The following is a 13,614-nucleotide window of genomic DNA, read 5'->3' on the forward strand; positions in this document are numbered from 1 at the left end:
ATGAGTCCATATTTCGGTATTGTCGTTTCACTTGCGGCCTTTGGCGTCGGCACGTATTTATTTAAAAAAACGAGAGGCTTTTTCCTCTTCACCCCGCTGTTTGTCGCGATGGTGCTTGGAATCCTTTTTCTGAAGCTCGGCGGTTTTTCATATGAAGATTATAAAAGCGGGGGAGACATTATTAAATTCTTCCTGGAGCCCGCGACGATCGCTTTCGCCATCCCTTTATACAAACAGCGTGACAAACTGAAAAAATACTGGTGGCAGATCATGTCTTCTATCATTGTCGGCTCTATCTGCTCAGTCACGATTGTCTATTTGATCGCAAAAGGCATTCATCTTGACGCGGCCGTTATGAAAAGCATGCTTCCGCAGGCGGCGACAACGGCAATTGCCCTTCCGCTGTCAAAAGGAATCGGCGGCATCACCGACATCACCGCTTTCGCCGTTATTTTCAACGCCGTTATCGTCTATGCTCTGGGCGCTCTATTCTTAAAACTGTTTAAAGTAAAGCACCCGATCTCTAAAGGACTGGCTCTCGGCACATCCGGACACGCACTCGGTGTTGCGGTCGGTATTGAGATGGGGGAAGTAGAAGCGGCAATGGCAAGTATCGCGGTTGTCGTCGTAGGAGTGGTGACGGTGCTGGTCATTCCGGTATTCGTTCAGCTCATCGGAGGATAAACCCGGGTCATAGACCCGGGTTTTTTTATTGTGTTGGCACGTCCGCGTGCGGCAAAGAACGAAATTTCACATTTTTCCTTGCGCTCGCCCCGGCATCGTGTTAAAATGAAAAAGTTGATCCGGAGAAGTCATTCTTGACTAATGATCCGGTATTGTGTAGAATAGTTATTGAATTGAATATAAATCACAAGCAGAGGCACCCGCTTCTCACCTGATTGACACATTCATGTAGTTGGCAGGTTGACCGTACATTTTTATTTATGCAGATGTTCGTAGTGTGGGTGTGTTGTCATGCCCGCACTTTTTGTTTGCCTGCAGAATGCAGTCAACAAGCGTTGTGAATCAATTCGAAGAAACTATGGAGGTGGCTCATTATTAGCAAAGATCAATTGGTTAATGAGGGTATCCGTGCACGTGAAGTTCGTCTGATCGGACAAAATGGCGATCAGCTCGGCATCAAGTCCCGTCAGGAAGCACTTGAAATCGCCGGCCGCGCAAATCTTGACCTTGTGTTAGTTGCAGCAAATGCAAAACCGCCTGTCTGCCGCATCATGGACTACGGTAAGTTCAGATTCGAGCAGCAGAAAAAGGACAAAGAAGCACGCAAAAATCAAAAAATCATTAACTTAAAAGAAGTTAGATTAAGTCCGACGATCGATGAGCATGACTTTAACACGAAATTGCGCAATGCGATTAAATTCCTTGAAAAAGGCGATAAAGTGAAAGCTTCTATCCGCTTTAAAGGGCGCGCAATCACTCATAAAGAAATCGGCCAGCGCGTATTGGACCGTTTCTCTGAAGCATGTGCGGAAGTTGCGACAGTCGAAACAAAACCAAAAATGGACGGCCGCAGCATGTTCTTAATGCTCGCGCCGAAAAACGAAAAGCAATAAGGAGGAAATCCCATGCCAAAAATGAAAACTCACCGCGGATCTGCTAAACGTTTTAAAAAGACAGGTTCTGGGAAGTTAAAACGTTCTCATGCATACACAAGTCACTTATTCGCCAACAAATCCCAAAAGCAAAAGCGTAAGCTTCGCAAGGGTGCTATTGTGAGCGCAGGAGACTTCAAACGCATCAAACAACAGCTTGCCAACATCAAGTAATCGGACAAGGAACAATTAGGAGGGAAATCTAATGCCAAGAGTAAAAGGCGGAACTGTTACACGTAAGCGTCGTAAAAAGGTTCTTAAATTAGCAAAAGGTTATTTCGGTTCAAAACATACATTATACAAAGTAGCAAACCAGCAGGTCATGAAATCAGGAAACTATGCATTCCGTGACCGCCGTCAGAAAAAACGTGATTTCCGTAAGCTTTGGATCACTCGTATCAACGCTGCTGCACGTATGAACGGTCTTTCTTACAGCCGTTTAATGCACGGTCTTAAGCTTTCAGGCATCGAAGTAAACCGCAAAATGCTTGCTGATCTTGCTGTAAACGATCTTACTGCTTTCAATCAGCTTGCTGATGCTGCTAAAGCTCAGTTAGACAAGTAAGTTGAAAAAGCCGCTCTCTTTCCGGGAGCGGTTTTTTTACGTAAAGGGTGACAATCAATGGCTCTCTTCATTTACGCCGTATTGATAAACGGATACGGCTTTTGGATCATGGGCGCTGATAAAAGAAGAGCAAAGGCGCACAGGTGGAGAATATCAGAGAAACGAATATGGCTCACAGCCGCCATGTTCGGCTCACTCGGCGTATGGATCGGCATGCGCACCTTCAGGCATAAGACGAAACACAAATCCTTTTTATACGGGGTGCCGCTGCTTTTTCTCACTGAAGCCGTCCTTGTGCTGATGTATTTGATGTATAAAACATAAAAAAAGCAGGAGAGCTTATCGCTCGCCTGCTTTTTTCGCTTTTTTGATGGGCTGGTCCCAATCAATCTTGCAATTCGGGTACCGCTCCAATACCTTTTTTTCGACTTCTTCAAAATCACCTGCAGAAAAGCGGTTCAGCTTTTCCGGATTTTCGGTCCATACAAAAATCGTATGAATAAACAGCGGATGATCTTTGGAAGGGATATGCTTTTCTCCTTCAAAGAGCACTCCTTTATAAGTAAGCTGGAGATTTTTTCGCGTGTTTTTCTGTTCGTCAATAAAATAAAAATTCTCTTTTGATTGCGCCAGTCTGAGCCTTCTTTTCGGGTTTGCGTAAAATTTGACGCCCATGTAAATAAAATAAATAAGAAGTGCAAGCAAGACAATCCTCAATACTGTAATGGCCATATGTGTGAAGGCACCTCCTCACCTTTGTCATGATCTGATGTAATACGAAAAACAAAACAAAAGGTTTCATTTTTTTAAAAGAAATAGATAAAAACATTTACCCGTTTTTCAGGCGAATTAATCGTATGCTTCAGCATTGGTTTTGTATAATAAGAAGGGTAGTGAAAAAAAGGAGGTCTATTGATGACAAAATTAGATGAAACGCTCACCATGCTGAAAGCGTTAACGGATGCAAAAGGGATACCGGGAAATGAGAGAGAAGTAAGACAAGTGATGAAATCATACATAGAACCATTTGCCGATGATGTCACAACAGACCGGCTGGGAAGCTTAATCGCTAAAAAAACCGGCAAAGAAAACGGTCCGAAAATCATGATCTCAGGGCATTTAGACGAAGTCGGTTTTATGGTGACGCAAATCACTGATAAAGGCTTTCTCCGCTTTCAAACCGTCGGCGGATGGTGGTCTCAGGTCATGCTGGCCCAGCGCGTCACCGTCGTGACAAAAAAAGGGGACATCACGGGGATCATCGGTTCGAAACCGCCTCACATTCTGCCTCCTGACGCCAGAAAAAAAGCCGCCGATATTAAAGAGATGTTCATCGATATCGGGGCGTCCAGCCGTGAAGAAGCAATGGAATGGGGCGTTCTTCCGGGTGACCAGATTGTGCCGTATTTTGAATTTACAGTGATGAACAATGAAAAACATTTATTGGCGAAGGCATGGGACAACCGTATCGGCTGCGCGATTGCCATCGATGTATTAAAAAATCTGAAAAACAGCGATCATCCGAATGAAGTATACGGGGTCGGAACGGTTCAGGAAGAAGTCGGGCTGCGCGGGGCGAAAACAGCGGCACATACGATCCAGCCTGATATCGCGTTCGGTGTGGATGTCGGAATTGCCGGAGATACACCGGGAATTTCTGAAAAAGAGGCGCAAAGCAAAATCGGCGAAGGGCCGCAAATTATTCTGTATGACGCGTCAATGGTATCTCACAAAGGGTTGCGCGACCTTGTCGTGAACACGGCGGAAGAAGCGGGAATTCCGTATCAATTCGATTCCATTGCCGGAGGGGGCACGGATTCAGGTTCCATTCATTTAACCGCAAACGGAGTGCCGGCGCTGTCCATTACGATCGCGACGCGCTACATTCACACTCATGCCGCTATTTTGCATCGGGATGATTATGAGAATACGGTAAAATTGATCACAGAAGTGATTAAAAAATTAGACCGGGAAACGGTTGACCGTATTACTTATCAATAAAGATACGGAAGAATCTGCTTTTTTACAGCAGATTCTTTTTTTGTCTGTACAAATATGAGCCCTGCGTCTACAATAAGAGAAGACATAGAAAAATCTGACAACATGTTTTTGAAAGCGCTTTAAAAAAGGGAGGGTTTACAAATGAAAAACAGATTCAGACGCATGATCCGCTTTTCATGCGCAGCCGTTACAGCCGGTCTGCTGCTGATGTCTTCATCTCCGGCATCTGCCGCGTTTTGGGGGGCATCAAATGAATTGCTTCACGATCCGACAATGGCGAAGGAAGGAAACACGTGGTACGCTTTCGGAACCGGTTTGGAAGGGGAGAGGGGGCTTCGCGTCTTAAAGGCGGGCAGCGGCGGCATATGGACCGTTCAGAAATCAATCTTTACTTCCCCGCTGTCATGGTGGGGCAATTATGTGCCGAATTACGGGCTGAATCAATGGGCTCCCGATGTTCAATATTTTAACGGAAAGTATTGGCTGTATTATGCCGTTTCTTCATTCGGCAAAAATACCTCCGCGATCGGCCTTGCATCATCTATAAGCCTCAGTTCGGGAAACTGGAAGGACGAAGGGCTCGTCATCCGTTCAACAAGCGCCGATAACTACAATGCAATTGATCCGGAGCTGACAATTGATAAAGATGGAAACCCTTGGCTTGCCTTCGGTTCTTTTTGGAGCGGCATTAAGCTGACAAAGCTTGATAAAAATACAATGAAACCGACGGGATCACTTTATTCCATCGCTGCCAGACCGAATAACGGCGGAGCTTTGGAAGCGCCGGCCATCACCTACCAGAACGGCTACTATTACTTAATGGTGTCGTTTGATAAATGCTGTTCAGGCGTGAATAGTACGTACAAAATCGCTTATGGAAGATCCAAAAGCATCACCGGCCCATATCTCGATAAAAGCGGGAAAAGCATGTCAGAAGGCGGAGGGACGATTCTTGACTCCGGCAATGACCGCTGGAAAGGCCCGGGCGGTCAAGACATTGTGAACGGGAATATTTTAGTGCGTCATGCGTATGATGCCGAAAACAGCGGAATTCCGAAGATGCTCATCAATGATATCGATTGGAGTTCAGGCTGGCCTTCCTATTAATTGATCAGCCGGGCATGTGTGTCCGGCTTTTTTACTTGCAATAAAAGATTGACAGTTTGATTCCTCCTTAACTATAATAAAATTGTTCGTACAAATAAAAGGATTAAAGTTTTATAGTTTATATTCGTACGTATATTTTTAAAAATGCAAGCGCTTTATTTTGATAGGAAGGGGAAATGAATGTGCTTCAGAACAAAGAATATGAATTTTGGTTTGTAACGGGAAGCCAGCACTTATACGGAGAGGAAACGCTGCAGCTTGTCGATAAACACGCAAAGGGAATATGTGACGGCCTCAGCGGGGTGTCATCAAGATACAAGATCAGGCATAAACCGGTTGTCACGTCATCTGAAACGATCAGAGAGGTTTTGCGGGAAGCGCAGTATCAAGAAAACTGTGCCGGGGTCGTGACATGGATGCATACATTTTCCCCTGCGAAAATGTGGATTGAAGGTCTTTCCGCTTTTCAAAAGCCGATGCTTCATCTTCATACCCAGTATCATCGCGACATCCCGTGGGAAACGATTGATATGGACTTTATGAACAGCAACCAATCCGCTCACGGAGACCGGGAATACGGGTATATCCAGTCAAGAATGGGGCAGACGAGAAAAGTCATCGCAGGCTATTGGGATGATGAGGAAGTCAAACATGACATTTCGCAATGGATGAACACTGCTGCCGCCTGGAATGAAAGCAGGAATATTAAAGTAGCCCGGTTCGGCGACAATATGCGGAATGTGGCGGTTACTGACGGAGACAAAGTCGGCGCCCACATCCAATTCGGCTGGCAGGTTGACGGGTACGGAATCGGCGATCTTACCGAGGTGATGAACAACGTCACCGACGGAGAAATTGAGGCGCTTTATGAGGAATACGACAAATTGTATGTCATCAGCGACGAAACAAAACGGGATGAAGCAAAAGTTGCTTCCATTAAAGAACAGGCGAAAATTGAACTCGGATTAACGGCCTTTCTCGAACGGGGCGGATATACAGCGTTTTCGACCTCGTTTGAAGTTTTGCACGGAATGAAGCAGCTTCCGGGTCTTGCCGTTCAGCGTCTCATGGAAAAAGGGTACGGATTTGCCGGCGAAGGCGATTGGAAAACGGCTGCCCTTGTGCGAATGATGAAAATAATGGCGGACGGAGAACAAACCTCCTTCATGGAAGATTATACGTACCATTTTGAACCGGGGCGTGCGATGATTCTCGGATCACATATGCTTGAAGTATGTCCGACGATCGCCCTTGATCAGCCGAAAATCGAAGTCCATCCTCTCTCAATCGGAGGGAAGGAAGATCCGGCCCGGTTGGTCTTTAACGGAATCGGCGGTTCAGCCATCATCGCCAGCATCATTGATATCGGCGGGCGATTCCGTCTCATTCTGAATGAAGCGGAAGGCAGGGAGATTGATCATGATATGCCGAATCTTCCTGTGGCGCGGGTGCTATGGAAGCCGGAGCCATCGCTGAAAACAGCTGCGGAAGCATGGATTTTGGCGGGAGGCGCCCATCATACTTGTATGTCCTTCCGGCTTACGGCTGAACAGATGCTTGACTGGGCTGAGATGGCAGGCATTGAAAGCATCTTTATTTCCCGCAATACCGAAATACATGAGCTGAAAAAAGAGTTGAAATGGAATGACGTATTATACCGGCTGGGAGGGAATTGATATGGCGTATACGATTGGTGTTGATTTCGGCACATTGTCCGGCCGGGCGGTGCTTGTCAATGTCCGCACGGGCGAAGAAATCGCGTCTGCGGTAAAAGAATATACTCATGCTGTCATTGACCGCACGCTGCCGAAGACGGGTGAAAAACTCCCTCGGGACTGGGCGCTTCAGCATCCTGCCGATTATATCGAAGTTCTGGAAACAGCGATTCCGAACCTGCTTCAAGAGGCGGGCACTGATCCAAAAGACGTGATCGGCATAGGAATTGATTTTACCGCCTGCACGATTTTGCCGATAGACGTCGCGGGGCAGCCGCTTTGTATGCTGCCGGAATTTGAACGGGAGCCCCACAGTTATGTGAAGCTGTGGAAGCATCATGCGGCTCAAAAACATGCAGACCGTTTGAACACGATTGCCGAAGACACAAAAGAAACATTCCTTAAAAGATACGGCGGTAAAATTTCTTCTGAATGGATGATCCCGAAAATCATGCAAATCGCGGAAGAAGCGCCGCATATATACAAGGCGGCAGATCGGATTGTGGAAGCGGCAGACTGGATCGTCTATCAATTGTGCGGTTCATTGAAGCGAAGCAACTGCACGGCCGGCTACAAAGCAATCTGGAATGAGGAGACGGGGTATCCGCCGGATCATTTTTTCGAAAGGCTCAACCCGTTAATGAAAACGATTACAAAGGATAAATTAAGCGGCACCATTTATTCAGTCGGGGAAAAGGCAGGAGGTTTGACCGAAAAAATGGCGGAGCTGACCGGGCTTCTGCCGGGGACGGCCGTTGCCGTCGCCAATGTCGACGCCCACGTGTCAGTGCCCGCGGTCGGTATTACAGAGCCGGGGAAAATGCTGATGATTATGGGAACGTCTACCTGCCATGTGCTGCTCGGCGAGGAAGAACATATCGTCCCCGGTATGTGCGGGGTCGTCAATAACGGCATCTTGCCCGGATATGCGGGATATGAAGCGGGGCAGTCCTGTGTCGGCGACCACTTTGAATGGTTCGTCAAAACGTGCGTTCCGAGAGACTATGAGAAGGAAGCTGAGGATAAACAAATAGACATCCACGAGCTGCTCAGCAAAAAAGCAGCTGAACTTGTTCCGGGGGAAAGCGGCCTTCTCGCGCTTGACTGGTGGAACGGAAACCGGTCAACCTTGGTGGACGCCGATTTGACGGGCATGATGCTCGGCATGACGCTGCACACGAAGCCGGAAGAAATCTACAGGGCATTGGTTGAAGCGACGGCGTTCGGAACGAGGATGATTATCGAAACGTTTCGGGAAAACGGCGTTCCGGTCGAGGAGCTTTACGCAGCCGGAGGAATCGCCGAAAAAAATCCGTTTGTCATGCAGATTTATGCAGACGTCACAAATATGGACATTCAATTATCCGGGTCTCCGCAGGCGCCTGCACTCGGCTCCGCGATTTTCGGAGCGCTCGCCGCGGGACGGGAAAACGGGGGTTTCTCCAATATTGCTGAAGCATGTGCGCATATGGGGAAATTAAAAGACGGCTTTTATGCCCCGAACCGGGAAAGAGTTGAGATTTATGACAGCTTATATGCTGAATATAAAGAGCTCGTACACTACTTCGGCAAAGAAAACAATGTCATGAAACGCCTGAAAGCCATTAAAAACCGTGATTTTGCGAAAGGGGGGAGCCGCCATGCTTGAAGCGTTAAAAGAAGAAGTGCTCGCCGCCAATCTGAAGCTTGAGGAACATAACCTTGTCACGTTTACATGGGGGAATGTCAGCGGCATTGACAGAGAGAGCGGGAGAATCGTCATTAAACCGAGCGGTGTCGATTACAGTGAGCTGACCGCTGACAAACTGGTCGTCCTGAATGAGGACGGAGACATTCTCGAAGGCTCGCTGAAACCGTCTTCTGACACGCCGACCCATCTTTATCTGTATAAAGCGTTTCCGGCTATCGGCGGAATCGTTCATACGCACTCCCGCTGGGCGACGAGCTGGGCTCAGTCCGGAAGAGACATACCCGCTCTCGGAACGACTCACGCGGATTACTTTGAAAGCGCTATACCCTGCACGAGGGAAATGTATGAAGAAGAAATTGTGAAAGATTACGAATATCATACAGGCAAAGTCATAGCCGAAACCTTTCAAAACGAACCGTATGAACAAAACCCGGGTGTCCTCGTCCACAGCCACGGCCCGTTCTGCTGGGGAACGGACGCGCTGAATGCCCTGCATAACGCCGTTGTGCTCGAAACGGTAGCGGAAATGGCCTACCATTCGCTTATGCTGAACAAACAGCTCAGTCCGATCGACAGAGTGCTGCATGATAAGCATTTTTACAGAAAACACGGGGCGAATGCTTATTATGGCCAAACTTTACGCAGCCGGGTTTCTGATTGATTTAGACGGAACCGTATTCAGGGGGCGGGAGCTGATTGACGGCGCAAAAGAAGCCGTTCATACCCTTCAGTCACTGGGCAAAGCCGTTGTCTTTTTAAGCAACCGCGGCAATCTATCAAGAGCAATGTGCCGAAAGAAACTGCTGGGTGCCGGTATCCGCACGGATGAACGGAGCATCGTGCTGTCCTCCAGTGTGACGGCATCATTTTTAAAGAAGCATTATCCTTTGTCAAAGGCGTGGGTGTTAGGGGAAAAAGGGCTGACTGATGAACTCGCTTTAGCGGGTGTCGCCCTGGCGCAAAACCCGCAGGCGGCAGACTGGCTTGTCATCTCCCTGCATGAAACCGTCACCTATGAGGATCTGAATCTCGCTTTTAAGGCGGCTTCCTCCGGCGCGCGCATCATCGCCACGAACCGGGACCGCTCCTTTCCGAATGAAGACGGCCATGCCATGGACGTCGCGGGAATGATCGGGGCCATTGAAGCATCCGCCGGAGCAAAAACGGAGCTTGTCATCGGCAAACCGTCTTGGCTGATGGCTGAGGCGGCATGTGAAGCGCTCGGACTTCCCCCTGAGGAATGCGCCATTATCGGAGACAGCCTCGAATCAGATATCGCAATGGGCAGCCTGTACGGGATGAAAAGCGTATTGGTTCTGACGGGGTCGGCCAAACTTGGGGAGCCCCGTCTATATGAACCTGACATCGTCCTTGATTCTATTAAAGACCTGACAGAATTAGCGAAGGAGGGAATCCTTTTATGAAACGTTCTCCTGAGGACATTCAATCCGAGTTTGACAAGGAAGGGGCCAGCCGCTCACCGATTCAAATAGAAGATATCGTGATCGGGGCGAATGCAAAAGAAGAGCTTCTCAGATTTCTGCAAAAAAAATGCTGGAATCATCCGGTCATCGTCTGTGACCGGAACACGTACGAGGCGGCGGGGCGTCTGCTTGCGGACGAATTGAGGGCAGGCGGGATCAAAGCGTCAAAAGTCATTATTCCGGAGCATGAAGCCGGGGCCGCCGCGGCTGATGAGAGGACATTGGTCTATACGCTGATCAATCTCGCGGAAGAGACGGATGTCATCATTGCGGCCGGTGCAGGAACGATTCACGACATTACGCGGTTTGCCGCCTGCCAGCGCGGATTGCCGTTTATCTCATTCCCCACCGCTCCGTCAGTCGACGGTTTTACGTCGGCGGGAGCGCCGCTCATATTAAACGGAATCAAAACGACGATTCAAACGAAAGCGCCGATCGCCTTATTTGCGGATACGAATGTATTAAAAGAAGCGCCCCGTTCAATGACAGCCGCGGGCTTCGGAGACATGCTCGGAAAAATAACATCGCTGGCAGATTGGGAGATTTCCCGCAGGCTTGCGGGTGAGCCGTACTCAGAAGCCGGGGCGAAGCTTGTGAAAGACGCGCTTTGGCAGTGCATTGATCACCGCGCTGACATTGCCATGGGAACGGAGGCCGGCATTCAGATACTGATGGAAGCGCTGATCGTTTCGGGTCTTGTCATGCTTGCGCTTGACCACTCCCGCCCCGCCTCAGGAGGAGAACATCACATCTCGCATTGGATTGAGATGGAAATGCTGAAGGCAAAACAGCCTCCGATTCTCCACGGTGCGAAGGTCGGCTGTGCGTGCGCGGTGCTGAGTGATATTTACAAAGAACTGGCTTGTCACGAAAAGCTTGCTGAACTGCCGCCGCACTTTCGCGAGGCGATTCAATCTGCATATGAAGGGCTTCCCGACGGCAAGACAATTGCCGGGTGGCTCGCATCTGCGGGAGGTCCCGCCTGTTTCGATGAGATCGGTGTAAAACAGGACCTTGTCAGCGATGCGCTTAAGCATGCGCACACACTGCGAGACCGTTATACCGGTTTAACCATCATAAATGAAAATGCAGCGCTCTTTGCACATCATTTGCATCAATAGCCGCACGGCCTAAAGTGGAAGGGGTAATGACATGAAAAAAACGACCGCTGTATGTTTGGTGCTGATGATGCTCTTCTTGTTTACCGCCGGCTGTTCACAAGAACGGACTGCCGGCCGGCCGGGAGAAACAGAGCTGACGTTTTGGACATTTAACGGTCTGCACGAACAGTTTTATCAGGAAATGGTCAAAGAATGGAATCAGAAATATCCGGATCGCAAAATCAAGCTGAATACCGTTGTTTATCCTTATGGACAAATGCATGATAATTTATCGGTTTCGCTGATCGCGGGTGAGGGGCTTCCCGATATAGCCGACGTGGAATTAAGCCGGTTCTCGAACTTTCTGAAGGGGAAGGATATCCCGCTTGCCGATCTGACGCCGCTGATTGAAAAAGACCGCGATAAGTTTGTGGAAGCGCGTCTGGCCTTATACAGCAAAAACGGAAAATTGTACGGCCTTGATACACATGTGGGGACGACCGTCATGTTTTACAACATGGATATCATGAAAAAAGCGGGCGTTGATCCCGCCTCCATTAAGACATGGGAAGATTACCGGCGGGCAGGGAAAAAAGTGCGTGAGGCCGCTGGGAAACCGATGGGAACGGTTGAAACAAACGACTCCGCCACATTCCTATCCATGATTTCGCAGCAAGGGTCAGGCTACTACAGCAAAAACGGAAAATTGATTCTGAACAGCAAGACGAATACAGACACACTGAATTATGTAAAGGACATGGTAAATGATAAAACCCTTCTGCCGGCTCCCGGCGGCGGCCATCACAGCGAAGAATACTACGGTTTTATGAATCAGGGCGGGGCAGCCTCAGTGCTGATGCCCATTTGGTACATGGGACGGTTTATCGATTATATGCCTGATTTAAAAGGAAAAATGGCGATTTACCCTATGCCGGCCTGGAAAGAAGGCGGTGACAGATCAGCGGGTTTAGGCGGAACAGCCACCGTCGTGCCGAAGCAGGCTGAACATCTGAAGCTCGCGAAAGAATTTCTCGGTTTTGCGAAAGGTTCGAAGGAAGGGAATATAAAGCTTTGGACGGTGCTCGGCTTTGACCCGCTCCGCTGGGACGTGTGGGATTCAAAAGAATTGAAGGAGAAAAACAAGTACACGGATTTCTTCCGGAACGGTACGTCAATTTTTTCCTCGCTCCTTGAAATAAAAGATGAGATCAATCCGATTTATCTGCATGAAGACTTCTCTAAAGCGGCTGATCTCGTTGTCAGACAAGTGCTGTTCGATGCGCTGAAGACGCAGGAAAAAACACCTAAGGAAGCCTTGGACGAGGCGGCAGAGCAATTAGAGAAATAGGAGAAGCCGCCCTATCTAACAGTGAAAGCGGGGGAGCTTTTATGAGACCTGTAAAGACAGAGACAGCGCAAACCGTTTCTGCAGTCCGGAAGAAGCCGCGCCGGCGCAATGTGCTGTATTCAAAAAAAGCGGCGCCTTATCTGTTTACGGCGCCATTTATCATTTCGTTTCTCGTTTTCTTTTTGTATCCGATTATCAGCGTGTTTATCATGAGCTTTCAGCGGATACTGCCGGGAGAAGTTACATTTGTCGGGTTTTCCAATTATACCGCTCTTCTTAATCCAACCTTTTATACGGCATTATTTAACACATTGGAATATACCTTCTGGACGCTGATCGTGCTGATTCCGGTGCCGCTTCTTTTGGCGGTGATTCTGAATTCGAAGCTCGTCAGGTTCAGAAATGTGTTTAAATCGGCTCTGTTTGTACCGGCTTTAACATCGACGATCGTAGCGGGGATTATTTTCCGTCTGATGTTCGGAGAAATGAATACGTCGCTTGCAAACGAGCTGATGATGAAGCTTGGCGCATCACCCCAAAACTGGCTCAACAACAAAGGTACCGGCATGTTTTTAATGGTGCTGCTTGCGTCATGGAGGTGGATGGGCATTAACATTCTTTACTTTCTGGCGGGATTGCAAAACGTGCCGAAAGAATTGTATGAAGCGGCTGAAATTGACGGGGCGAGTACGTGGAAAAAGTTCCGGCATATTACCCTTCCATTTTTAAAGCCGGTGTCCGTTTATGTGTTAACGATCAGTATTATCGGCGGTTTCAGAATGTTTGAGGAAAGCTATGTGCTTTGGCAGAATAATTCCCCGGGCAATATCGGCCTCACGCTTGTCGGTTATTTATATCAGCAGGGGCTTGCATACAACGAAATGGGGTACGGGGCCGCAATCGGAATTGTCCTTTTGCTTGTCATCTTACTAGTCAGTCTTGTTTCACTGAAACTGTCCGGTTCGTTTAAAGGGGAGGGATAAGCGTT

The 13,614-nt window shown here is 48.4% G+C and carries 15 protein-coding genes and 1 other annotated feature; of the genes, 14 read left to right on the forward strand and 1 reads right to left on the reverse strand.

The features are described 5' to 3' along the window. The 5 genes from lrgB (at position 1) to SB24_RS15720 (ending at position 2,505) form a co-directional block, all read left to right on the forward strand. Positions 1-684 carry an antiholin-like protein LrgB gene (lrgB, locus tag SB24_RS15700; RefSeq protein ID WP_015417974.1) on the forward strand — a complete coding sequence of 228 codons (684 nt, stop codon included), beginning with the start codon at positions 1-3 and terminating at the stop codon, positions 682-684. 182 nt (positions 685-866) lie between these two features. Then, positions 867-997: a sequence feature (ribosomal protein L20 leader region), on the forward strand. Positions 998-1,055: 58 nt separating this feature from the next. After that, positions 1,056-1,577: a translation initiation factor IF-3 gene (gene infC / locus SB24_RS15705; RefSeq protein WP_071543361.1), complete on the forward strand. Its 522-nt coding sequence runs from the start codon at positions 1,056-1,058 to the stop codon at positions 1,575-1,577. A gap of 12 nt (positions 1,578-1,589) precedes the next feature. After that, positions 1,590-1,790, forward strand: a complete 201-nt coding sequence (rpmI, locus tag SB24_RS15710) for a 50S ribosomal protein L35 (protein WP_003152493.1) — start codon at positions 1,590-1,592, stop codon at positions 1,788-1,790. Between the two features lie 31 nt (positions 1,791-1,821). After that, entirely contained in the window at positions 1,822-2,181 is a 360-nt protein-coding gene (gene rplT, locus SB24_RS15715; RefSeq protein ID WP_003152495.1) for a 50S ribosomal protein L20, read from the forward strand. Between the two features lie 57 nt (positions 2,182-2,238). Then, positions 2,239-2,505: a DUF1294 domain-containing protein gene (locus tag SB24_RS15720; RefSeq protein WP_039254261.1), complete on the forward strand. Its 267-nt coding sequence runs from the start codon at positions 2,239-2,241 to the stop codon at positions 2,503-2,505. A 15-nt stretch (positions 2,506-2,520) separates the two neighbouring features. Here SB24_RS15720 and SB24_RS15725 read toward each other — a convergent pair whose 3' ends face one another. After that, positions 2,521-2,913, reverse strand: coding sequence for a hypothetical protein (locus SB24_RS15725; protein ID WP_007408095.1), 393 nt, complete (start codon positions 2,911-2,913; stop codon positions 2,521-2,523). 183 nt (positions 2,914-3,096) lie between these two features. Between SB24_RS15725 and SB24_RS15730 the strand changes: the two genes are divergently transcribed. From SB24_RS15730 to SB24_RS15770, 9 genes are all read left to right on the forward strand, one after another. Further along, complete coding sequence (locus tag SB24_RS15730; RefSeq protein WP_007408096.1) at positions 3,097-4,182, forward strand: M42 family metallopeptidase; 1,086 nt, start codon at positions 3,097-3,099, stop codon at positions 4,180-4,182. A gap of 141 nt (positions 4,183-4,323) precedes the next feature. Continuing rightward, the gene (locus SB24_RS15735; RefSeq protein WP_039254265.1) at positions 4,324-5,289 is read left to right on the forward strand and encodes an arabinan endo-1,5-alpha-L-arabinosidase AbnA; all 966 of its coding nucleotides are present in this window, start codon (positions 4,324-4,326) and stop codon (positions 5,287-5,289) included. Positions 5,290-5,471: 182 nt separating this feature from the next. Continuing rightward, on the forward strand, positions 5,472-6,965 hold the full coding sequence (araA, locus tag SB24_RS15740) for an L-arabinose isomerase (protein WP_032866712.1): 1,494 nt from the start codon (positions 5,472-5,474) through the stop codon (positions 6,963-6,965). 1 nt (position 6,966) lies between these two features. Then, entirely contained in the window at positions 6,967-8,652 is a 1,686-nt protein-coding gene (gene araB / locus SB24_RS15745; protein WP_039254268.1) for a ribulokinase, read from the forward strand. After that, positions 8,645-9,355: an L-ribulose-5-phosphate 4-epimerase gene (gene araD, locus SB24_RS15750; RefSeq protein ID WP_039254270.1), complete on the forward strand. Its 711-nt coding sequence runs from the start codon at positions 8,645-8,647 to the stop codon at positions 9,353-9,355. Before araB ends, araD begins: the two co-directional genes overlap by 8 nt. Beyond that, on the forward strand, positions 9,321-10,118 hold the full coding sequence (locus SB24_RS15755) for a sugar-phosphatase AraL (protein WP_039254273.1): 798 nt from the start codon (positions 9,321-9,323) through the stop codon (positions 10,116-10,118). Before araD ends, SB24_RS15755 begins: the two co-directional genes overlap by 35 nt. Continuing rightward, positions 10,115-11,299 carry a sn-glycerol-1-phosphate dehydrogenase gene (locus tag SB24_RS15760; protein ID WP_039254278.1) on the forward strand — a complete coding sequence of 395 codons (1,185 nt, stop codon included), beginning with the start codon at positions 10,115-10,117 and terminating at the stop codon, positions 11,297-11,299. The genes SB24_RS15755 and SB24_RS15760 overlap by 4 nt, the downstream gene beginning before the upstream one ends. Positions 11,300-11,330: 31 nt before the next feature. Then, entirely contained in the window at positions 11,331-12,626 is a 1,296-nt protein-coding gene (locus SB24_RS15765) for an arabinooligosaccharides ABC transporter substrate-binding protein AraN (protein ID WP_012118143.1), read from the forward strand. A gap of 41 nt (positions 12,627-12,667) precedes the next feature. Further along, on the forward strand, positions 12,668-13,609 hold the full coding sequence (locus SB24_RS15770; RefSeq protein ID WP_039254282.1) for an arabinooligosaccharides ABC transporter permease AraP: 942 nt from the start codon (positions 12,668-12,670) through the stop codon (positions 13,607-13,609). Positions 13,610-13,614: the final 5 nt, after the last annotated feature.

It is taken from the genome of Bacillus sp. Pc3 (genome assembly GCF_000815145.1).
In the GTDB taxonomy this organism is placed as follows: Bacteria; Bacillota; Bacilli; order Bacillales; family Bacillaceae; genus Bacillus; species Bacillus velezensis.